Below are 19,745 nucleotides of genomic sequence, written 5' to 3' on the forward strand. Positions count from 1 at the left end.
GCGGAGCCGTTCCACGCACGGTGACGGGTCCTGGCCGAGCACGCCAGGGCCCGTCACCCGTACGCGGAATCGATTAGGCTCACCGCGTGACAGCGGGGGATCACGGCTGGCGTCGGCTCGTCGCCTGGCCGCTGGGTGTGCTGGGTGTCGTACTGCTGGGTGCCGCGCTGGTGCTGTTGCCGGGCATGGTGGTCGACCACGACCTGGGCGGGCGGCCGGTCACCGCGCAGGAGCGGCTCACCGCGATCAACAACGTGCGGGGCACGCTGTTGCAGACCACCGCCGGGATCGTGGTGTTCCTCGGCGCCCTGGCCACCTGGCGTCAGCTGAGGGTCAGCCAGGCCACCCTGCGGATCACCCAGGAAGGGCACCTGACCGGGCAGTTCAGCCGGGCCGTCGACCAACTCGGCAGTGACAAGCAGGACGTACGGATCGGGGGCCTGCTCGCTCTGCGCCGGCTGGCCGAGCATTCGGAACGGGACCGGGACGCCGTCATCTCGACGATGGCCGCGTTCCTGCGCACCCACCAGCCCTGGTCGTCCACCGCCGAACCCGACATCAACAAGATCCTGCCGTTGGAGACCCGCGCGCCGGACAGCCAGCTCGCCCTGACCTGCGTCGGCGTCCTCGGCCGGTTCGAGCGCGCCGACCCGTGGCTCAACCTGAGCCTGACCGACCTGCGCCGAGCCGATTTCGACGGCCTGTGGCTGAACCGGATGAACTTCGACCGGGCGAGCCTGGAGTCGGCCAGCCTGTTCGCCGCCAACCTGACCAGGGCCTCGCTGGTGTCGGTGAACCTGCGGCACGCGAGCCTGCGCCGGGCCGTCCTCACCGAGGCACGCTGTGTGCTGGCCGACTGCCGCGGCGCCCTGCTGGTCGAGTCCCTGCTGACCGGCGCCGACTTCACCCGGGCCGACCTGCGGAAAGCGCAGTTGCGGAAAGCGCGGGCCGGGACAGCGGTGTTCCGCGACGCCGACCTGCGCGACGCCGACTTGCGCGGCGCCGACCTGAGCGCGGCCGACCTGGACGGCGCCCGGCTGGACGGTGCGGTGGCCAGTGATCAAACCCGCTGGCCGGCCGGTTTCGACGTCCAGGCCGCCGGGATCGTCACCGGCGCCGACCCGGGCCCGGAGCCCTCACCGTTGCTGCAACCGCCGGCGCTGTTCCAGGAGGCACCGTGAGCCTCAGTCGAGGGGCTTGACCATCTGCTGGGTCACCACGCGGTAGCCGGAGCTCTCGTACAGCCGAACCGCGGGGGTGTTGTCCCCGAACACGTTCAGGCCGAGCGATCTCACCCCACGGGAGCGCAGCTCGTTCTCGGCCGCGGTCAGCAGCGCACGGCCGTAACCCGCCCCGCGGTACGCCTCGTCGACCTCGATGTCGTAGATGAAGCCGCAGTCGGGCACGCCGCGCGGGTGAGTGAGGCTGAGCCAGAGGATGCCGACTCGGTTCCCGTCCGGGTCGTGAGCGAGGAGAAAGAGCATCCCGGGGGTGTCGAAGCCGTCCGGCAGCAGGGCGTCATGCCCTTCCGCCGCGAGCCGCTCCGCCTCACCGGCCGCCCAGTTGCCGGCCGCCACCTGTTCCTCGGCGTAGACCTTGATCGCCCTGCTGCGCCAGTCGTCGAACTCGGTCTGCGTCATCTGCCGGACGACCATCTCTGCCATGGCCGGATGATCTCATAGGACAGTCGCGGCCGGATCCGGGATCCGGTCGTCAGGGGCGCGCCGCGGCCGTCACCACGACGTTGTCGCGGTAGTGACGGGTTTCCGCGTCGAACGGGCCACCGCAGGTGATGAGGGTAAGCCGGACGGCGCCGTCGCGAGCGAAGTACTTCGGCAACGGGATGGCCGTCTTCCGATAGCGTTCCCGGGCCACCACCTCGAACTGTCGCTCCTCGCCGCCGTCGCCGGTGAGGATGATCCGGTCCCCGCTGTCCAGGGAACCGAGCCGGAAGAAGGCCCCCTTGCCTTCCGCGGCGCTGTCCACATGGCCGGCGATGACGATGGAACCGGCCGTGGCGAAGAGGCCCGGTCCGTATCGGTACCAGCCCACCCGGTCCACGCTGGGCGGAACGGCGAACTCGCCGGTCGACGGCTCGATGCCGACGGCGTCGACCGCCGCGTCCAGGCGGAGATCCGGGATGCGTAACCGAGCCGGCCGGTCGACGGCGGTGATCGCCGGCACGGTGCCGTCGACGACCGGCACCCTCGTGGCCGCCTCGGAAGGCGCCGACGACGCCAGGACGGTGACGGCCGGGGCGCCGAAGTCCTCGCGGGGCTGCGCGCGGTGGATGACCACGGCGGCCGAGACCGCGAGCACCACACCCAGTGCCGTCAGCAGCAGGGCACGCCCCGGCGAGCGCCGGGGCGTGCGGTCCGCGGGCGTGACACTCATCGGCGGGCGGTGACCAGCCGGGTCAGCCCGAACACGGCGAGCAGGATGCCGACGCCGCCGGCGCCGTACCAGGGCAGCGAACCGTTGCCGTCGGCGGCGCCGCCGTCCCCGCTGGGCACGCCGCCCGGCGCGGAGTGCAGTCCCTCGATGCTCTGCGAGACGATGTCCAGGGACTTGTCCTGGGCGGAGCCGACCGCGTACACGATGGTCGCGGTGCCTTCCTCGAGGTCCAGGTCGGCCGGGCCGAGCACCCGGTCGTCGGTGCCGGCCAGCACCACGTCGGCCGAGACGGTGCCGGCGGCGAGGTCGGCTTTGCCTTCCTTGCCGTTGGTCACGCCGGTGAAGACCGGTTTGCCGCCGGCGCGGACGTCGACGGCCGGAGCCGCCGCGGTGTGCCGCACGATCAGCCGGGCCTGGCCGGCGCCGAGCTTGCTGGTGTCGTTGACGAACGGGGTCAGGGCCGGCTTGCCGCCCTCGTCGAGGTGGGCGACCAGGCTGATGTCGGCGTCACCGGGAACCTTGGCATCGTTGACGGTCAGCAGCGCTTCACCGATCGCGTCACCGGGCTTGGTGAGCGCGATGTCGTACTCCCCGGCCGGCAGGCTCAGCGGGCCGGCGACCTTACCGGGCTGGAAGTCCGGAATGGTCTTCTTGCCGTTGACATAGACGTCGACCGGCTGGCCGGGAATCCCGTGCACCACCGTGACCTTCGAGTTCGCCTTGGCGTACGCCGGGGACGCGGCAAACCCCGCGAAGCCGCCGAACGCGAGCAGGGACACGGCGCCGACAGCGGCGGCGCGGCCGAAAGGCAGAATGCGCATCGGATCTCCTCCAGGTCGTCCTCATTGACTGGCTACGTCATGTCCTTCGCCACGGTCGCGGCGGTTGGATGCGGGCCACCGAAAAACAGGGCACCCGCAACCTGCCGGGAATCGGGCCGATGCCGAGAACGTCATGCATCCATCCGGCGGGCTCGGGTCGAAGTACGGGTGGTGGCGATCGCAGCCACCACCCGTTCCCGATCGGAAAGAGGCTCACCGATGAGGTTCACCCGTCTCGGCAAGCAGGCCGCCGCTGTCGTCACCGCCGCTGTCGTCGCCTCGGCCCTGGGGGCCGCACCCGCTCAGGCCAGCAGCAAGCCGCTCAAGACCAAGTCGCTGGCCGCGGTGCTGACCGCGGACAAGAGCGGCTTCGACCACAACGGTCACGACTACGACATCCTCACCGCCGCTGTGCAGGCCGTGCTCAAGGCGAAGCCGGGCAGCAAGGTCGCTGTGCTCGCCGACGGCAAGACCGCCCTGACCGCGTTCCTGCCCAACGACCGGGCCTTCGAGCTGCTCGTCAAGGACATCACCAAGGCCAAGAAGCTGCCGAGTGAGAAGAAGGCGTTCACCGCCGTCGCCGGTCTCGGCATCGACACGGTCGAGGCGGTGCTGCTCTACCACGTGGTGCCGGGCGCCACGATCACCAAGAAGGCGGCGCTGAAGTCGGACAACGCCCGGCTGACCACCGCGGCGGGTTCGACGATCAAGGTCAACGTGTACGGGCCGCGCTGGCACAAGCGGATCTCGCTGATCGACGCCGACCGCAGCGACCGCAACCCGCGGGTGGTCCGGTTCGACATCAACAAGGGCAACCGGCAGATCGCCCACGGCATCGACCGCGTCCTGCGCCCGATCAACCTGCCCTGACCTGCCTCACCGCCAGGAACGACCCCGGACGCGGGCTGCCCCTCGCGTCCGGGGTCGTTCGCGTGCTCTGTCATTTCTGATCCGGGTGGGTCATGGAGGTTTGGTTTCGCTCGCGAGGGGTATGCGCCGCATCTTCACCAGGCCTCTCGAGGAGATGCAGGCAGTGACTGAGTCGCTCGGGATGGCATTGGACCTGGCAGCGGAGATCCACCGGCTGACACCGAGCGGTGATCCGGCGCGAGACCTGGATTTCGTGTGGGATCCGATGAGCCGCCTGGTGCCGTTCGTGGCGAGCTGGATCGGCACGCTCGACGAGGATCACTGTGGTTACACCACGGTGGCGTCCGCGGGTCACGACCTGGATGGCCTGGCGTACATGGAATCGGCGGATCTGACCGCGCAGCGCAAGACGACCGGTCTGCTGCGGCGACGCCGGCCCGTGCGGTTGCAGGACGTGCCGAACGCGATGGAGTTGCCGTGCTGGTCCGAGCAGTGGTGGCCGATCGGCTTCCGGGAAGTCGTCGCGGCTCCGCTCGTCACACCGGATGGCCGCCACTTGGGTGTCCTGACCCTGCACACCGACACCGCCGTCCAACCGACCGTGGATGCCCGGGACGCGATGGTGGTGATCGCGCACGCGATGACGGCCGTCCTGGACCCGATGAACTCGTTGAGCGGGCTGGCTCGGCTGGTGCAGGGCGCTGTCGCCGCCGCTGCCGTCGACCGGCGGGGCACCGTCGTCCCGCTGCCCGGGATGCCCTCCGATCCCTTGCTCATCGGACGCCCCGACATCGTCACCACAGCGGTCGGCCATCTCAGCGACCAGGTGCGGCACACGTCCTTCCTCTTCCCGATCCCGGCGGACGGGGGCCAGCAGCGCTACATCCGGGTCACCGGACTCGCCTGCCCACCGGGCACGTCGGAGGAACCCGTCGGGCTCGTCGTGCTCTCGCCGGCGGGGGACCTTCGCGGTCTGACGTTTCGCGAACTGGTCGTCCTCGGACTGGTGATCGAGGGGTACGCCAACCAGGGCATCGCGAGCCGGCTGTCCATCACCGCGCGGACCGCCGCCGCTCACCTCGAACACATTCGAGCGAAGTTGAGCGCGCCGACGCGTACGGCCGCCGCTGTGCTCGCACTGCGCTCCGGCCTCTACGTCCCGTACGGCCTCGTGGACAACGCGGGCCACGGCAGCGCCTCCTCGTGACGGCGCGGGAACGCGTCACGGATCGCGGTCAGTCCGGCTGCGGACGTGCGCCGCCGATCTCCGGCTGCCGCCACACCTCCCACCCCACGAACGCCACACTGACCGCGGTGACGGCGGCCAGGATCCTCAGCGCGGGCACTGCCGTCGCCATCGGGACGAGCGCGATCAGGACGACCGCGGTGACCAGGCGGTCGGTCGCGATCTCGTGATGATCACGCCATCGGTACCACACCTCGCCGGCGTAGAACAACGCCGCGCCGCCGCAGAGGGCCAACCCCGACAGCGGTGGCAGCGGTTCGTCGGGATGGGCGATCGACTCGCCCACCCCGAGGCTGTACCAGATGATGCCGGCGATCAGCGGCAGGTGCAGATAGCTGTACGCGTCCCGGGCGAGCCGGGCGCGTTCGGATGCCGGAGCCCGGCGCAGCCGGGCCGCCGCACCGTGCTTCAGCCCGAAGTACGCCCACCACATCGCCGCCGAGACGAGAACACCGAGCACCACGGCGACCAGGACGTCGGCCCTGCGCACATCGCCGGTGGCCGCCCGGCCCATCTGGTAGATGGATTCGCCGAGCGCGATGATGACCATCAAGCCGTGGCGTTCGACGAAGTGCCCGGGACGCACGTGGAAGCCGCCCATGCCGAACACGGCCGGGCCGCCGAAATCCACGAGCACCGCACTAAGCCACAACGCCTCTCGCAGGGGCGACTCCTGAGTCGCGGCCAGCACGACCAGCCCCGGGCCGATGAGCAGGACCGGCAGCAGCCGCACGAGGGCGCGTCGCCACCGTGTGTCCCGGCGCGCCGAGTAGATCAGCAGAACGACGTGCAGCAGGCGCACCGTGAGCAGTGCCAGTGCGAACACCATTGCCTCGCCGAACGCCTCGACCAGGGAACTCGCCGCGACCAGCATCGCCGACACGGCGAGGAAGATCAGCGTCCGCGCCAGGGTGCCCGACTCCGCCGAGGTGTTCGTCAGCCAGGTGAAACAGACCCACGCCCACCAGACCGCCATCAGCGCCAGCACCCCGTGACCGAACCCGGCCCACGAGCGGTGTTCCTCGATCAGATGCGTCACCTGCGACATCGCGTAGACGAAGACCAGGTCGAAGAACAGTTCCAGGGCACCGACCGCACGGTCGTCCTCAGGACGCTGCGGCGGCTCCATGGCGGGTTCGGCAGCGGCCGATCGCACGTCCGGGCCCTGGCCGTACGCGATCAGGCGGTGGCAGCGGCGCCGCGGAGGGCCACCGCCCACCAGTGACGGCTGAGTGTCTCCAACATGATGGTTCCTTCCGGGCGTCAGGTGCGGAACCGCTACCGCTCGGCAGCGTGTCCGAACCTGGCCAGGTGGTCATGGATCAGGCGAACGGCCATGGATCCCTCGCCGACCGCGGACGCGACCCGTTTGATCGAGCCGCTGCGGACGTCACCCACGGCGAGGACCCCGGGCCGGCTGGTCTCGAGCATCACCGGCTGCGGCGCGTCGGTGCGCACCTGCGCTCCGGTCAGGACGTAACCGCGCTCGTCCAGGGCGACGCTGGACGCCAGCCAGCCGGTGCACGGCTGCGCCCCGATGAAGACGAACAACACCGTCGTCGGGAACTCCTGCCGCTCACCGGTTCTGGTGTCGCGTACGCCGAGCGCCTCCAGCCGGCCGTCGTCGCCGATCAGCTCGGTGACCTCCGTGCGGCGCAGCAGCTCGACGTTGGGCAGTCGCTCGATCTGGTCGACCAGGTACCGGGACATGTCGCGGTTCAGGTCGTCGTGCCGGATGATCAGCCGTACCCGCGCGGCGTGCCGGGCGAGGAAGACCGTGGCCTGGCCGGCCGAGTTGCCGCCGCCGACGACCGTCACCGGCTGCCGCTCGCAGAAGACCGCCTCCATGAACGTGGCGGCGTAGTACACGCTGGTGCCCTCGAACTCCGCGAGGCGCGGCACGTCGAGTTTCCGGTACCGCGCGCCGGTGGCGATCACCACCGTCCGGGTCCGCAACCGTGCCCCGTCGTCGAGGTGCACCATCTGGTCGCTGTCGTGCCATTCGAGGCGAACCGCCTCGGCCGGCACGTTGAGTTCGGCGCCGAACTTCTTCGCCTGCACCACGGCACGGTCGGCCAGGTCGGCACCCGAGATACCGGCCGGGAAACCCAGGTAGTTCTCGATCCGGGAGGAGGTACCGGCCTGCCCGCCGGTGGCCACCGCGTCGAGGACGATCGTCGCGAGTCCCTCGGAGGCGCCGTACACGGCGGCGGCGAGGCCGGCCGGTCCCGCGCCGACCACGACGACGTCGCAGATCCTCTCGTCGTGGCCGGAGCGCCGCAGGCCGGCGACCCGGGCCAGTTCCGCGTTCGAGGGGTTGCGCAGCACCTTGTCCCGCCAGATCACCACCGGTGTGTCCGTCGGCCTGATGGACAGCCGATGCAACAGCTCCTCGGCGTCCGGATCCTCCTCCAGGTCGATCCAGGTGTGCGGCACCCGGTTGCGGGCGGCGAGTTCGCGCAGGCGGCGGGTGTCCGGGCTGAACCGCGAGCCGACGATCTTGATGCCGGTGATGCTGCCGATCAGCAGTTCCCGGCGGGTAAGGAAACTGCGCAGGATCAGGTTCCCGAGGTCGGGCTCCTCGCGGACCAGTTCGTGCAGCCCGGGCAGGGGCACCGCGAGAATCTCGCCCGGTTCCTGCGCGACCATCGAGACGAAGGACGGCTGGCCGGTGAGCAGGCCGAGCTCGTCGAGGAACCGGCGCGGGCCGTGCACCCGGACCGTCCGGGCCTTCGGGGTGCCGTACCCCTCGATCACCGCGACCGTGCCGGACAGCACGACGAGGAAGTCGCGGTCCCGCCGGCCCTCGGCGACAAGCACGTCGCCCGCCTGCACCGGCCGCTTCTCGCCGCGGCGGCTCAGCAGGCCGATCTGTTCGTCGGACAGGCGGGGATAGGCCCCGGCCACATCCGGCGTCTCGGCGAGCCGCTCCTGGTCCGGGTTCACGCCGCACTCCGCAAGAACTCGTCGGTCCAGCTGCGCAGGACCGCGGCGGGCGCGGCGCCCGCCCGGCGCGCCACCACCTTGCCGTCGCGCATCAGGATCAGCGTGGGTACGGCCTGGATCGTGAACCGCTCGGACACCTTGGGCGCCTTGTCCACGTCGACCTTGACCAGCTTGACCTTGCCGGCCAGGTCGCGGGCCACCTGTTCCAGCGCGGGACTGACCTGCCGGCACGGGCCGCACCAGGTCGCCCACATGTCCACCAGGACCAGGATGGTCGCCCGCTCGGCGACGTCACCGAAGTCGTCGTCGCCCGCCTCGGCGATCCAGGGCATCGGCTTGTGACAGTTGCCGCAGTGCGGGATGCCCTCGGCGGCCGGGAGGACCCGGTTCTTCTGCCCGCAGCTCGGGCACTCGATCACCTTGCTGCCCACGTCACTCCTCCGGCGCCTGCTCGTAGGTGACGGTCAGCTCATCGTCGATCAGGTCCACCCGGATCACCGCGCCGTCCCGGGCGTCCCCGGCGAGCAGCGCCCGGCCGATACGGGTCTCCACCTCACGGGCGATGAAGCGGCGCAGCGGCCGGGCGCCGTACACCGGATCGAATCCCTGGCGGGCGATGAAGCGCTGTGCCTCGTCGGTGACCTGCAGCGTCATCCGCCGCTCGGCCAGCCGCTCGCGCAATTCGCTGAACATCAGGTCGACGATGCGCTCGATCTCCGGCTGGGTGAGCGGCTTGAACAGCACGATGTCGTCGGCACGGTTGAGGAACTCGGGCCGGAAGTGCCGCCGCAGCTCGCCCATGACCAGTTCGCGGCCCTCGGGCTTGATCTCACCGGCGTCGGAGATGCCTTCGAGCAGATACTGGGAGCCGATGTTCGAGGTCATGATGATCACGGTGTTGCGGAAGTCGACGGTACGGCCCTGCGCATCGGTGAGACGCCCGTCGTCGAGCACTTGCAGCAGCGTGTTGAACACGTCCGCGTGCGCCTTCTCGATCTCGTCGAAGAGCACCACCGAGTACGGCTTGCGCCGGACCGCCTCGGTGAGCTGCCCGCCCTCTTCGTAGCCGACGTATCCGGGCGGCGCCCCGACCAGCCGGCTCACGGTGTGCCGCTCCTGATATTCGCTCATGTCGATCCGGACCATGTTGTCCTCGGTATCGAACAGCGCCGCGGCCAGCGTGCGGGCCAGCTCCGTCTTGCCGACTCCGGTGGGACCGAGAAAGATGAACGACCCGATCGGCCGGCGCGGGTTCTTGATGCCGGACCGGGCGCGGATGATCGCGTCGGTGACCGACTGCACGGCCTCGTCCTGTCCGATCACCCGCTCGTGCAGGATCTCGTCCAGGCGCAGCAGCTTCTGGCGTTCACCCTCGGTCAGCCGGCTGACCGGGATGCCGGTCCACCGGGAGACGATACCGGCGATCTCGGCCTCGGTGACGACCTCGCGGAGCAGCCGCTTGCCGCCCTGCTTCGCGGTGAGCCGCTCCTCCTCGGCCTGCAGCCGGCGCTCCAGCTCCGGTAACCGGCCGTGCCGCAACTCGGCGGCCCGGTTCAGGTCGTAGTCGCGTTCCGCCTGTTCCGCCTCGTGCCGGATCTGTTCGATCTCCCGGCGCAGGTCCTGGACTCTGCGCAGGGCCTGCCGCTCGGCGTCCCACTGGGCGCGCAGCGCGTCCACTTCGGCGCGCAGGTCGGCCAGTTCCTTGCGGAGCTGGTCGAGGCGGGCCAGGCTCGCCGCGTCCTCCTCTTTGGACAGGGCCGCTTCCTCGATCTCGAGGCGGGTCAGGCGCCGGGTGCGCTCGTCGAGTTCGGCCGGCATCGAGTCGATTTCGGTACGCAGCATGGCGCACGCCTCGTCGACCAGGTCGATCGCCTTGTCCGGAAGGAAACGGTCGGAGATGTACCGGCGGCTGAGGACCACCGCGGCGACCAGCGCCGCGTCTTGGATCTTCACGCCGTGGAAGACTTCCAGCCGTTCCCGCAGTCCGCGCAGGATCGAGATGGCATCCTCCTCGGTCGGCTCCTCGGCCAGCACCGGCTGGAAGCGGCGCTCCAGCGCCGCGTCCTTCTCGATGTGCTTGCGGTACTCGTCCAGCGTCGTCGCGCCGATCATGTGCAGTTCGCCGCGGGCGAGCATCGGTTTGAGCATGTTGCCGGCGTCCATCGCGCCCTCGGAGCCACCCCCGGCGCCGACGATCGTGTGCAGCTCGTCGATGAACAGCAGGATCCGTCCCTCGGCGGCCTTCACCTCGGACAGCACGGCCTTGAGCCGTTCCTCGAACTCGCCGCGGTATTTCGCGCCGGCCACCAGGGAACTCATGTCCAGCGCGAACACCACCTTGTCCCGCAGTCCCTCGGGCACGTCGCCGTTGGTGATCCGCTGGGCCAGGCCCTCCACGATGGCGGTCTTGCCGACGCCCGGTTCACCGATGAGCACCGGGTTGTTCTTGGACTTGCGGGACAGGATCTGGATCACCCGGCGGATCTCGCCGTCGCGCCCGATGACCGGGTCCATGGTGCCGGCGGCGGCGTCGGCGACCAGGTCGCGGCCGTACTTGGCCAGCGCCTCGTACGCGACCTCCGGCATCGCCGAGGTCACCCGCTGGTTGCCTCGGATCTTCGTCAGCTCCTGGAGGAAGCCGTCCCGGGTGAGCCCCGCGTCGCTGAGCAACCGGCCGACGGTGGAGCTTCGGCCCTCCTGCAGCATGGCGATCACCAGGTGCTCGACGGAGACGTACTCGTCCTTGAGCCGTTTCGCCTCGCGCTCGGCGGCGTCGAACAGCCGGGCCAGCCGCTGGGTGACGAATACCTGACCGGGTGCGGCGCCAGGTCCACTGACCCGGGGACGCCGGTCCAGTTCCGCCTCCACCTGGTCCCGTAGCTTGTCCGGGTCGACGCCGGTCGCCGAGAGCAGCCTGGGCACCAGCCCGTCCGGCTGCTCGATCAGGGCGAGCAGCAGGTGCTCGCCGTCGACCTCGGCGTGGCCGTACCGCAGCGCCTTGGTCTGGGCATCGTGCAGGGCCTCCTGCGATTTCTGGGTCAGCCGGTTCAGGTCCACGATCTGCCTCCGGTGCGTCGAGAGGTCGTGACACGAAGTTCGTGCTCGAGGGCGGCCACGCGGTCGAGCAGGTCGATCACGAGGCCGAGGGCGGCATAGTTGACGCCCAGGCCGGCGCGCAGGCGGCGGACGCGGGCAAGAGCGAGCACCTGATCACGGCCGAACCACAGGTTGCCGGCGTCGTCGCGTTCGGGGTCCAGGATGCCCAGCGTGACGAGCCGCTGGACCATCTCCGGGTGCACGTCGCCGGAATGACAGAACGCGGTCAAGCTCTGACGGCCGAGCGTCTGCCCTGACGCCCGGACGAGGGGGTAGGTCATTGCTGCCTCCGCGGGTCGAAGGTGGAGACCGCGGCGAGTTGCTCGAACAACCGCCGTTCCTCGTCGGACGGTTTCGGCGGGACCAGGATCCGGACCTCGGCGTACAGGTCACCCGGCCGGCCGCGGGGGTCGGGCAGGCCCCGTCCCTTGAGCCGCAACCGCCGGCCGCTGGACGTGCCCGGGGGAACCCGGACCTTTCCCTCGCCGCCGGGTGTGTCGACGGCGACGGAGGCGCCGAGTGCGGCCTCCCACGGCGCCAGCGGCAGGGTGACGGTGATGTCCCGTCCGTCGACCCGGTACCGCGGGTGCGGTGCCAGCCGCACCACAAGGTAGAGGTCACCGGCCGTGGCGCCGTCGCTGCCGCGGCCGCCCTGGCCGCTCAGCCGGATCCGCTGGCCGTCGGTGACCCCGGGCGGAATCGTCACGTCGAGCGTGCGGCTGCCGTCCGGGCCGGACAGCGTGACGGTCCGGTGACCGCCGGCGTACGCCTCCTCGACCGGCAGTTCGATCTCGGCCTCCTGGTCCGCGCCCGGCACAGGGCCGAAGCGGCCGCCGCCGCGACCGCCGAACATGCCGCCGAACATGCTCTCCAGGTCGATGTCCTGGAAGCCACCGGACCAGGTGTAGGCCTGCTCCGCAGGACCGCCGCCGCGGCGTGTCTGTCCACCGCCGCGAGCCCCGGCGCCCGCCCGCGCGCGTGCCCAGGCCTGCTGATCCATGTCCGGCGGCACCTGGCGGAAGTCCGGGCCGAAGGCGTCGTAACGCCGCCGCTGCTCCGGGTCGGAGAGCACGTCATACGCCTCGGAGATGTCCTTGAACCGGTCCTCCGCGCCCGGATCCTTGTTGACGTCCGGGTGATAGGTCCGGGCCAGTTTGCGATACGCCCGCTGGATGTCGTCGGTGCTGACATCTCTGGCGACGCCCAGCGTGTCGTAGAAGTCGCGGGCCGGCGCCATTCAGGATCCCTTAGCCACGACCACCGCGGCGGGCCGCAGCGGACGCTCGTCGGTGCCGTAACCGGGCCGGACCACCTGCAGGATCGTGCCCGGCGCGGCGCCGGTGGCCGGCAGCACCGCCACCGCCTCGTGCCGGCTCGGGTCGAACGGCTCGTTCAGGTCGGCGCGCAGCGGATAACCCAGGTCGGCGAGGACGGAGAGTGCCTGCTGGCGGACGGCCTCCAATCCCGAAATGATCGACGCCGGTTCAGCGGTGGCGTGCTGCAGGGCGAGTTCCAGGTTGTCGAGGACGGGCAGCCATCGGGCCGCCACCCGGGCCCGCTCGTCCTCGCGCTCCCGGTCGACGTCGCGCGCCATCCGCTTACGCAGGTTGTCGTAGTCGGCCACCGCCCGCCGGTAGCGCTCGTCCGACTGGGCCAACTGGGCACGCAGCTCCGCGGTCTCGTCACGGGCCTGCGGGGCCGTACCGTCAGCGGCCGGTTCCGGCGGGCCGGACGGTGCGGCCGCACCGGTTGCTGCCGGCTCCCGTTCCTGATCGGTCATCGCCGGTCATCCGGTCGTGAACTCGGCGTCGATCACGTCGTCGTCCTGTCTCCCCGGCGAGTCGCCCGGTGCGGATGAGCCACCGGCTGACGGGCCGCCGCCGGCACCGGTGCCGAGGCCGTGGTAGACCTGTTGCAGTTCCGAGGTGAGCGAGCGGAGCCGGTCGAGCGGCGCGTCGTCCTTGATCGCTTGGCGTGCGTCGCTGACGAGCATCTCGGCGCGGCCCTTCTCATGCACGGGCACCGCGTCGCCCAGTTCGGTCAGCCGTCGTTCCACCTGGTACGCCGCCGAGTCGAGCTCGTTGCGGGCGTCGATCATCTCGCGCAGCCGGGCGTCCTCACCACGATGGCGTTCGGCGTCCTGGACCATCCGGTCGATCTCCGCCTTGTCCAGGTTGGAGCTCTCGCTGATGGTGATGCGCTGCTCGGTGCCGGTGTCCTTGTCCCGGGCCGACACGCTCAGGATCCCGTTCGCGTCGATGTCGTAGGTGACCTCGATCTGCGGCTCGCCACGGGGCGCGGGCCGGATGTTCTCCAGCCGGAACCGGCCGAGCACCCGGTTGTCGTCCGCCTTCTCCCGCTCGCCCTGAAGGACCACCACGTCGACGGCGGGCTGGTTGTCGGCCGCGGTGCTGAAGGTCTCGGTCCGCCGGGCCGGAATCGTGGTGTTGCGCTCGATGACCTTCGTCATCACGCCGCCCATGGTCTCGATGCCCAGCGACAGCGGGGTGACGTCGAGCAGCAGGACGTCCTTGACCTCACCCTTGATGATCGCGGCCTGCAACGCCGCGCCGAGCGCGACGACCTCGTCCGGGTTGACCGTCATGTTCGGGTCCTTGCCACCGGTGAGCCGGCGGACCAGCTTCTGCACGGCCGGGATCCGGGTCGAGCCGCCGACCAGGATGACCTCGTCGATGTCGTTCGCGGTCACCTTCGCATCCGACATGGCGCGTTCCACCGGACTCAGGCACCGCTCGACGAGATCGCTGGTGAGGTCGTCGAACTTCGCACGCGTCATGGTCATGTTGAGGTGCTTGGGGCCGTTGGCGTCCGCCGTGATGAACGGCAGGTTGATCATCGTCTGGGTGACCGACGACAGCTCCACCTTGGCACGTTCGGCGGCCTCGAAGAGCCGTTGCAGGGCTTGAGGGTCACGACGCAGGTCGACGCCGTCGGTCTTCTGGAACTCCTCGGCCAGGTGGTCGACGAGCCGGCGGTCGAAGTCGTCGCCGCCCAGATGAGTGTCGCCGGCGGTGGAGCGGACCTCCACCACGCCGTCACCGACGTCCAGAATGCTGACATCGAAGGTACCCCCACCGAGGTCGAAGACCAGGACGGTCTCGTGTTCCTTCTTGTCCAGGCCGTACGCGAGCGCCGCCGCCGTCGGCTCGTTGATGATCCGCAGCACCTCTATCCCGGCGATGCGGCCGGCATCCTTCGTCGCCTGGCGCTGGGCGTCGTTGAAGTAGGCCGGCACGGTGATGACGGCCTCGGTGACCCGCTCACCCAGGAACTTCGACGCGTCCTCGACCAGCTTGCGCAGCACCAGCGCGGAGATCTCCTCAGGCGCGTAGAGCTTGTCGCGGACCTCGAACCGGACCGCACCGTCGGGGCCGGAAACCACGTCGAACGTCACCGTGGTGAGCTCGCTGGACACCTCGTCGAAGCGGCGTCCGATGAAACGTTTCGCCGAATAGATGGTGCCTTTCGGATTGAGAATCGCCTGGCGGCGTGCCAGTTGACCGACGAGACGCTCGCCCTGCTCGGTGAAGGCCACCACCGACGGGGTCGTCCGTGCGCCCTCCGCATTGGCGATGACGGTCGGCTGCCCGCCTTCCACGGTCGCGATAACCGAGTTCGTGGTGCCGAGATCGATGCCGACTGCTTTGGGCATGACTCTCTCTCCTCCAACATCGCGGGTGGGTTTGAGATATCCGGGAGCCGTGTCGCCCGGCATGCACACGTGATCGCCGGCTCCCTGTTTTCACCACACCAGCAGCCGCTACGGGTGTCGATTGGCAGATCTGCCAATCGACACCCCTCGGCAGCCCGGCTACGGCCACGGATCGGCAGTCCTGCCAATCGACAAATCCCCGGCCGCGTTGGTGGGATCGAGACAGAACACGACCCCACGACGTGGGCGAGTGCGCTCGGATGAGAGTCGGAGGACCGGGATGACCAGCACAGTAACCCCTCATACAGATGAGGACATCCAGCGTGAGGTGCTCCTCGAGCTGAAGTGGGACGCCGGGATCGCGCCGAACGAGATCGGCGTGTCCGTCCGGGACGGGGTGACGACGCTGACCGGCTCGGTGGACACGTTCAGCAGGAAGTGGGCCGCGGAACGCGCGGCGCTTCGTGTCCGCGGGGTCAAGGCCGCTGTCAACAACATCGAGGTACGCCTGAGCCCCGGTCACGAGCAGACCGACGTCGCCCTGGCCCGATCCATCACGCAGGCGCTCGAGATGGACTCCCTCGTACCCGACGACCGGGTGAAGATCTCGGTGTCCGGCGGCTGGGTCACCTTACGCGGCGAGGTGGACTGGGACTACCAACGGCAGGAGGCGGAACGGGTGGTCCGGTACCTCACCGGCGTCATCGGCGTCGGCAACCACATCACCGTGCGGCCGAGTAGCGGCCCGTCGCCCGAGGACCTCCGGACGAGGATCGAGGACGCCCTGATCCGTACGGCCGAGACGGACGCGGAACGGATCCACGTCACCGCCGAGGGCAGCAAGGTGATCCTGACCGGGAGCGTACGGTCATGGGCGGAGCGCCGCGAGGCCGAACGCGTCGCCTGGTCGGCGCCCGGCGTCACCGATGTGGAGAACCTGATCGCGGTCAACCCGTGATCCGTACGTCCGCCGCGGTGCTCGTCGGAGGCGGGCACCGCGGCGCCTGGATGTGCCGTTCCGGTCAGACCAACGTCTCGTCCACGTAGCACCAGCGCCAGTTCTCGCCGGGCTCGAACGACTGGACGATCGGATGGCCCACGGCGTGCGCGTGCGCCCGCGCGTGCCGCAGCGGTGACGAGTCGCAGCAGCCGACCTGCCCACAGGTCAGGCACAGCCGCAGATGCACCCACGCGGTGTTCAGGCGCAGGCATTCACCGCAGCCTTCCGGCGTCTGCGGCACAACCGACTGAATCATGTCGAGGTGTGGGTCGGGCATACGGGTGGTCCCTTCTCAGCGTCCGGCGCCGTGCCACGACGGCGGGACGGGGATCGGCGGGGCGACGCGCTCGAACCGAGCCGACCGGCGCCACAGGACGACCAGCCAGACGATCCCGATGAGCGAGATGACCGCCAGGCCGGCCCATTGCATGCCGGAGAACAGATTGACCTGCTCCGTGCTCGGCTCGACCAGCCAGCCCTGCTGCGACGGGACCAGCCGCTCCCCCTCGGTCAGCAGCATGGTCAGGTACAACGCGATGCTGTCCATCGAATCCCACAGACCGTGCAGGACGGACACCCCGAGGTACGCCAGGATCAGCTTGCCCGTGATGGCGATCCGGCCGTGCCGCGAAGTGGCGAACAGGATCCCGCCCAGAATCGCGGTCCAGAGGCCGTGTCCCACCGGCGCCAGCAGGCCCCGGATCAGCTCGGTCTGCACCAGCTGGACGATGGACAGCCCGTCGACGGTGAAGAGGGCGGTGAAGGCGTAACCGGCGGACTCGAAGGCGGCGAAGCCGAATCCGACGGCCGCACCGAGGATCATCCCGTCGCGCAGCGACCGGGTTCGCAGGTGACGGGTCAGCACGATCAACGCGACGAGCTTCACCGCTTCCTCGATCAGCCCCACGCCGAGGAACAACCACGGCGACGGGTACAGCAGGTACGCCTCGAGCACCGACGCGCCGAGCACACCGAGGACGCCGCCGGTGAGGAACGTCGAGAGCACCAGGCCCGCGGTCAGTTCGCCGGTGTCCCGGCGTTCGAACGCCCACGCGACGAAGGTCACCGGCACGAGGAAACTGCCGAGCAGGACCAGGGTGGGTATCAGATTGGCATTGCCGGTGAGAAAGGTGACCACCACCGTGACCAGCCAGAGCGCCAGGCCGACGAGGAAGATCCGCAGCCACGTCCGGCCTGTCTGCCGCGGGACGCCCTCCTGGACACGTTCGATCCCGACCACCGCGAACCTCCTGTCAGCTATGACCGATCGTGGGTGACGCATAACGCGGTCCGTCAGGGGGTGTGATCGCACCCGCGGCACATCCGGTACCTCAGAATTACCGTGTCCGGCGGTCACCGTCGATTGGCATCATTGCCAATGCCGCGGATCAGTGGTGGCGACGAACGGACCGCTCTGTCGCTCCGCCAATCGGCTCCGGTCCCCACGGTTTGCCGCTGTCATCGGCGGGTACGCCGCACCGGCACCGCCCGTCCCGGCGTGAGGAGGTGAGCGCCGTGACCGAGTTGCTAGCGGTGGCGTTGGAGCTCGCGGCAGCGATCAACCGGGTGACACCGGCCACCGACAATCCGGCAGAGGATCTGGCATTCATGTGGGATCCGATGAAACGGCTCGTTCCGTTCGCAGCCGGGTGGGTCGGCACGCTCGACGGGGATCAGAGCCGCTACACCACGGTCACCTCGGTCGGCCACGACCGGGTGAGCCGCGCGTACATGGGATCGGAGGAACTGACGGAACTGAGGAAGAAAGTGGGTCTGCTGCAGCGACACCGACCCATGCGCCTGCAGGACGCTCCGCCGCGCACGGTGGAGCTGCCGTGCTGGTCCGAGCACTGGTGGCCGGCGGGATTCCGCGAAGGCGTCGCCGTCCCGCTCGTCACTCCGGACGGCCGCCACCTGGGCGTCCTCGGGCTGCACACGGACACGGCAAGCCAGCCGACCGCCGAGGCCCGGGACGCGATGGGTGCGATCGCGCCCACGGTCACCGCCGTTCTGGACCCGATGAACTCGTTGGCCGGGCTGGCGCGGCTGATCCACGGCGCAACCGCCGCCGTCGCCGTCGACTGCCGAGGCGCCGTCACCCCGCTGCCCGGGATGGAGACCGATCCCCTGCTCACCCGATGTCCCGACGTCGTGCCCACAGCGGTCGACGGTTTGACGGAGCGGGTCCGATACACGGCGTTCCTCTGCCCGATCCGGGAGGATGACGGCCGGGAGCGCTACGTCCGGGTCACCGGTCTCGCCTGTCCGCCGGGCACGTCGGACGACCTCGTAGGACTCGTGGTGATCTCGCCGGCTGACGACCTCTGCGCGTTGACGCTCCGGGAACTGGTCGTTCTCGGCCTGGTGATCGAGGGGCACGCCAACCAAGGCATCGCCGCGCGCCTGTTCATCACCGCACGGACCGCCGCGGCTCACCTCGAACACATCAGGACCAAGCTGCGCGCACCCACGCGTACCGCCGCCGCGGTGCTGGCGATGCGCCGTGGGCTGTACATCCCGTACCGGATCATCGATGTACGGACTGGCACGTCGCGTGCGGTGCCGGTCAGCGCCGGTTAGACGTGCCGGACCGGTTCACGACAGGTAGGGTGAATCTGGATCAAGCCGCCGCGAATGGGGCCCGATGGTGTTGGACCTGCCACCACATGCCGCCGAGGTCGCCATGGAGGTGACCGCACTGGCGGATCTGCCGGCGAGCCCCGCGGAGCGCGCGGAGGCGATCCTGGACCCGCTTCGCCGAGTGATCCCGTTCCAGGCCGTCCGGATCGCATTGCTCGATCCCGAGGCGCGCCGGCACGACTTGCTGAGCTGTCATGGGTACGACGACCACATCCGTGCCTACATGACCACCTCGGAGGACTACGACGAGATCGAGTCGCTGGGCCTGCACGGGACTACGCCGCTCCGTGTCCACGACTTCCCGGTGCCCGCGGAGGAGATCCGCAGCTGGGTGGAGCTGTTCCGGCCGGCCGGATTCGTGGAGGGTGTGGGTGTCGGTCTGATCACCCGTGAGGGCCGGCAGGTCGGCTTCCTGGGACTCAACACCGACAGTCCGGCACACCCCAGCCCGGCCGCGTGCAATCTGGTGCGGCTGCTGGCCCCCACCATCGCGTACGCGGTGGATCCGCTCCGCTCACTCGCGGTGCTGGCCCGGATCGTCCGGGGAATGACCGCCGCCACGGTGCTCACCATGTCCGGCGGGACGCTGGCCCTTCCCGGGCTGCCGACGCATCCGCTACTGACGGCGAAGCCGGCCGTCCTCCAGACGGCGGTCGCGCACCTCGGCGGAAAGCCGGACTACGCCACATTCCTGACACCGTACGACCAGCCGCCGGCCGAAGCCGGACATGCCCGGATCACGATTTTCGGATGCGACAGCCGGACCCCGCGTCATCTGCGAGCCGTCGTCGCCGTGAGCCCACCGGGCGACCTGCGTGGACTGACCGGAACCGAGCTGGAGATCCTGGGCGCGCTCATCGACGGTGCGACAGCGGCGTCCATCGCCGTCGCGAGGGGCATCCCGGTCCCGATCGTCGACGCGCACCTCGACAGCATCCGGATCAAACTCGCCGTCCCGGACCGGATCACGGCCGCCCTGCGCGCCGCGCGGGAGGGCCTCTACGTCCCGGCCAAGCTGGCCGCCGCCGCCCGGCCGTAAGCCGAGCGGCGGCGGCACCC

19 protein-coding genes are annotated in these 19,745 nt (G+C 69.9%); 6 read left to right on the forward strand and 13 right to left on the reverse strand.

What is annotated here, in order from left to right:
* Nucleotides 1-86 precede the first annotated feature (86 nt).
* A complete protein-coding gene (locus Aiant_RS09505) occupies nucleotides 87-1,181 on the forward strand; it encodes a pentapeptide repeat-containing protein (protein WP_212847026.1) in 1,095 nt (364 codons plus the stop codon).
* Nucleotides 1,182-1,184: 3 nt separating this feature from the next.
* Here Aiant_RS09505 and Aiant_RS09510 read toward each other — a convergent pair whose 3' ends face one another.
* Genes Aiant_RS09510 through Aiant_RS09520 form a run of 3 tightly spaced genes read right to left on the reverse strand, consistent with a single transcriptional unit; the run spans nucleotide 1,185 to nucleotide 3,215 of the window.
* Entirely contained in the window at nucleotides 1,185-1,664 is a 480-nt protein-coding gene (locus Aiant_RS09510) for a GNAT family N-acetyltransferase (protein ID WP_189332368.1), read from the reverse strand.
* Nucleotides 1,665-1,713: 49 nt separating this feature from the next.
* Nucleotides 1,714-2,394, reverse strand: coding sequence for a class F sortase (locus tag Aiant_RS09515; RefSeq protein ID WP_189332367.1), 681 nt, complete (start codon nucleotides 2,392-2,394; stop codon nucleotides 1,714-1,716).
* A complete protein-coding gene (locus Aiant_RS09520) occupies nucleotides 2,391-3,215 on the reverse strand; it encodes a DUF4397 domain-containing protein (RefSeq protein ID WP_189332366.1) in 825 nt (274 codons plus the stop codon). Before Aiant_RS09520 ends, Aiant_RS09515 begins: the two co-directional genes overlap by 4 nt.
* A 219-nt stretch (nucleotides 3,216-3,434) precedes the next feature.
* Between Aiant_RS09520 and Aiant_RS09525 the strand changes: the two genes are divergently transcribed.
* Complete coding sequence (locus Aiant_RS09525) at nucleotides 3,435-4,085, forward strand: fasciclin domain-containing protein (RefSeq protein WP_212847027.1); 651 nt, start codon at nucleotides 3,435-3,437, stop codon at nucleotides 4,083-4,085.
* A gap of 100 nt (nucleotides 4,086-4,185) precedes the next feature.
* Nucleotides 4,186-5,292 (forward strand): response regulator transcription factor, encoded by a 1,107-nt coding sequence (locus Aiant_RS09530; protein WP_212847028.1) that lies wholly within the window; start codon nucleotides 4,186-4,188, stop codon nucleotides 5,290-5,292.
* 28 nt (nucleotides 5,293-5,320) lie between these two features.
* Here the strand turns inward: Aiant_RS09530 and Aiant_RS09535 are convergent, their stop codons facing one another.
* The 8 genes from Aiant_RS09535 to dnaK form a co-directional block, all read right to left on the reverse strand.
* Nucleotides 5,321-6,487, reverse strand: a complete 1,167-nt coding sequence (locus Aiant_RS09535) for a low temperature requirement protein A (RefSeq protein WP_212847029.1) — start codon at nucleotides 6,485-6,487, stop codon at nucleotides 5,321-5,323.
* A 122-nt stretch (nucleotides 6,488-6,609) separates the two neighbouring features.
* A complete protein-coding gene (locus tag Aiant_RS09540) occupies nucleotides 6,610-8,277 on the reverse strand; it encodes an FAD-dependent oxidoreductase (protein ID WP_189336668.1) in 1,668 nt (555 codons plus the stop codon).
* Nucleotides 8,274-8,708 (reverse strand): thioredoxin, encoded by a 435-nt coding sequence (gene trxA / locus Aiant_RS09545; RefSeq protein WP_189336667.1) that lies wholly within the window; start codon nucleotides 8,706-8,708, stop codon nucleotides 8,274-8,276. Before trxA ends, Aiant_RS09540 begins: the two co-directional genes overlap by 4 nt.
* Before the next feature lies 1 nt (nucleotide 8,709).
* Nucleotides 8,710-11,334 (reverse strand): ATP-dependent chaperone ClpB, encoded by a 2,625-nt coding sequence (gene clpB / locus Aiant_RS09550; protein WP_189336666.1) that lies wholly within the window; start codon nucleotides 11,332-11,334, stop codon nucleotides 8,710-8,712.
* Nucleotides 11,325-11,654, reverse strand: coding sequence for a chaperone modulator CbpM (locus tag Aiant_RS09555; protein WP_189336665.1), 330 nt, complete (start codon nucleotides 11,652-11,654; stop codon nucleotides 11,325-11,327). The genes clpB and Aiant_RS09555 overlap by 10 nt, the downstream gene beginning before the upstream one ends.
* On the reverse strand, nucleotides 11,651-12,610 hold the full coding sequence (locus Aiant_RS09560; protein ID WP_189336664.1) for a DnaJ C-terminal domain-containing protein: 960 nt from the start codon (nucleotides 12,608-12,610) through the stop codon (nucleotides 11,651-11,653). The genes Aiant_RS09555 and Aiant_RS09560 overlap by 4 nt, the downstream gene beginning before the upstream one ends.
* Complete coding sequence (locus tag Aiant_RS09565; RefSeq protein WP_189336663.1) at nucleotides 12,611-13,153, reverse strand: nucleotide exchange factor GrpE; 543 nt, start codon at nucleotides 13,151-13,153, stop codon at nucleotides 12,611-12,613.
* Nucleotides 13,154-13,159: 6 nt separating this feature from the next.
* Nucleotides 13,160-15,046 carry a molecular chaperone DnaK gene (gene dnaK, locus Aiant_RS09570; protein WP_189336662.1) on the reverse strand — a complete coding sequence of 629 codons (1,887 nt, stop codon included), beginning with the start codon at nucleotides 15,044-15,046 and terminating at the stop codon, nucleotides 13,160-13,162.
* A gap of 280 nt (nucleotides 15,047-15,326) precedes the next feature.
* On the opposite strand from dnaK, the gene Aiant_RS09575 reads away from it, so the two are divergent.
* Nucleotides 15,327-16,004, forward strand: coding sequence for a BON domain-containing protein (locus Aiant_RS09575; protein WP_189336661.1), 678 nt, complete (start codon nucleotides 15,327-15,329; stop codon nucleotides 16,002-16,004).
* A 64-nt stretch (nucleotides 16,005-16,068) separates the two neighbouring features.
* Here the strand turns inward: Aiant_RS09575 and Aiant_RS09580 are convergent, their stop codons facing one another.
* Together Aiant_RS09580 and Aiant_RS09585 are read right to left on the reverse strand one after the other, a co-directional pair.
* On the reverse strand, nucleotides 16,069-16,302 hold the full coding sequence (locus tag Aiant_RS09580; protein ID WP_229831457.1) for a UBP-type zinc finger domain-containing protein: 234 nt from the start codon (nucleotides 16,300-16,302) through the stop codon (nucleotides 16,069-16,071).
* A gap of 36 nt (nucleotides 16,303-16,338) precedes the next feature.
* Nucleotides 16,339-17,286: a PrsW family intramembrane metalloprotease gene (locus tag Aiant_RS09585; RefSeq protein ID WP_229831456.1), complete on the reverse strand. Its 948-nt coding sequence runs from the start codon at nucleotides 17,284-17,286 to the stop codon at nucleotides 16,339-16,341.
* Between the two features lie 266 nt (nucleotides 17,287-17,552).
* Here Aiant_RS09585 and Aiant_RS09590 point away from each other — a divergent pair, with 266 nt between their 5' ends.
* Together Aiant_RS09590 and Aiant_RS09595 are read left to right on the forward strand one after the other, a co-directional pair.
* Nucleotides 17,553-18,626 carry a response regulator transcription factor gene (locus Aiant_RS09590; RefSeq protein WP_189336658.1) on the forward strand — a complete coding sequence of 358 codons (1,074 nt, stop codon included), beginning with the start codon at nucleotides 17,553-17,555 and terminating at the stop codon, nucleotides 18,624-18,626.
* Nucleotides 18,627-18,690: 64 nt separating this feature from the next.
* Nucleotides 18,691-19,725, forward strand: coding sequence for a helix-turn-helix domain-containing protein (locus tag Aiant_RS09595; RefSeq protein ID WP_189336657.1), 1,035 nt, complete (start codon nucleotides 18,691-18,693; stop codon nucleotides 19,723-19,725).
* Nucleotides 19,726-19,745: the final 20 nt, after the last annotated feature.

It is taken from the genome of Actinoplanes ianthinogenes (genome assembly GCF_018324205.1).
Taxonomy (GTDB): Bacteria; Actinomycetota; Actinomycetes; order Mycobacteriales; family Micromonosporaceae; genus Actinoplanes; species Actinoplanes ianthinogenes.

Bases quoted from the DNA above. Each gene is read 5' to 3' on its own strand.
- Aiant_RS09510 (WP_189332368.1), bottom strand. From the start codon at position 1,664: ATGGCAGAGATGGTCGTCCGGCAGATGACGCAGACCGAGTTCGACGAC.
- Aiant_RS09515 (WP_189332367.1), bottom strand. From the start codon at position 2,394: ATGAGTGTCACGCCCGCGGACCGCACGCCCCGGCGCTCGCCGGGGCGT.
- Aiant_RS09520 (WP_189332366.1), bottom strand. From the start codon at position 3,215: ATGCGCATTCTGCCTTTCGGCCGCGCCGCCGCTGTCGGCGCCGTGTCC.
- Aiant_RS09525 (WP_212847027.1), top strand. From the start codon at position 3,435: ATGAGGTTCACCCGTCTCGGCAAGCAGGCCGCCGCTGTCGTCACCGCC.
- Aiant_RS09555 (WP_189336665.1), bottom strand. From the start codon at position 11,654: ATGACCTACCCCCTCGTCCGGGCGTCAGGGCAGACGCTCGGCCGTCAG.
- Aiant_RS09560 (WP_189336664.1), bottom strand. From the start codon at position 12,610: ATGGCGCCGGCCCGCGACTTCTACGACACGCTGGGCGTCGCCAGAGAT.
- Aiant_RS09565 (WP_189336663.1), bottom strand. From the start codon at position 13,153: ATGACCGATCAGGAACGGGAGCCGGCAGCAACCGGTGCGGCCGCACCG.
- dnaK (WP_189336662.1), bottom strand. From the start codon at position 15,046: ATGCCCAAAGCAGTCGGCATCGATCTCGGCACCACGAACTCGGTTATC.
- Aiant_RS09575 (WP_189336661.1), top strand. From the start codon at position 15,327: ATGACCAGCACAGTAACCCCTCATACAGATGAGGACATCCAGCGTGAG.
- Aiant_RS09580 (WP_229831457.1), bottom strand. From the start codon at position 16,302: ATGATTCAGTCGGTTGTGCCGCAGACGCCGGAAGGCTGCGGTGAATGC.
- Aiant_RS09595 (WP_189336657.1), top strand. From the start codon at position 18,691: ATGGTGTTGGACCTGCCACCACATGCCGCCGAGGTCGCCATGGAGGTG.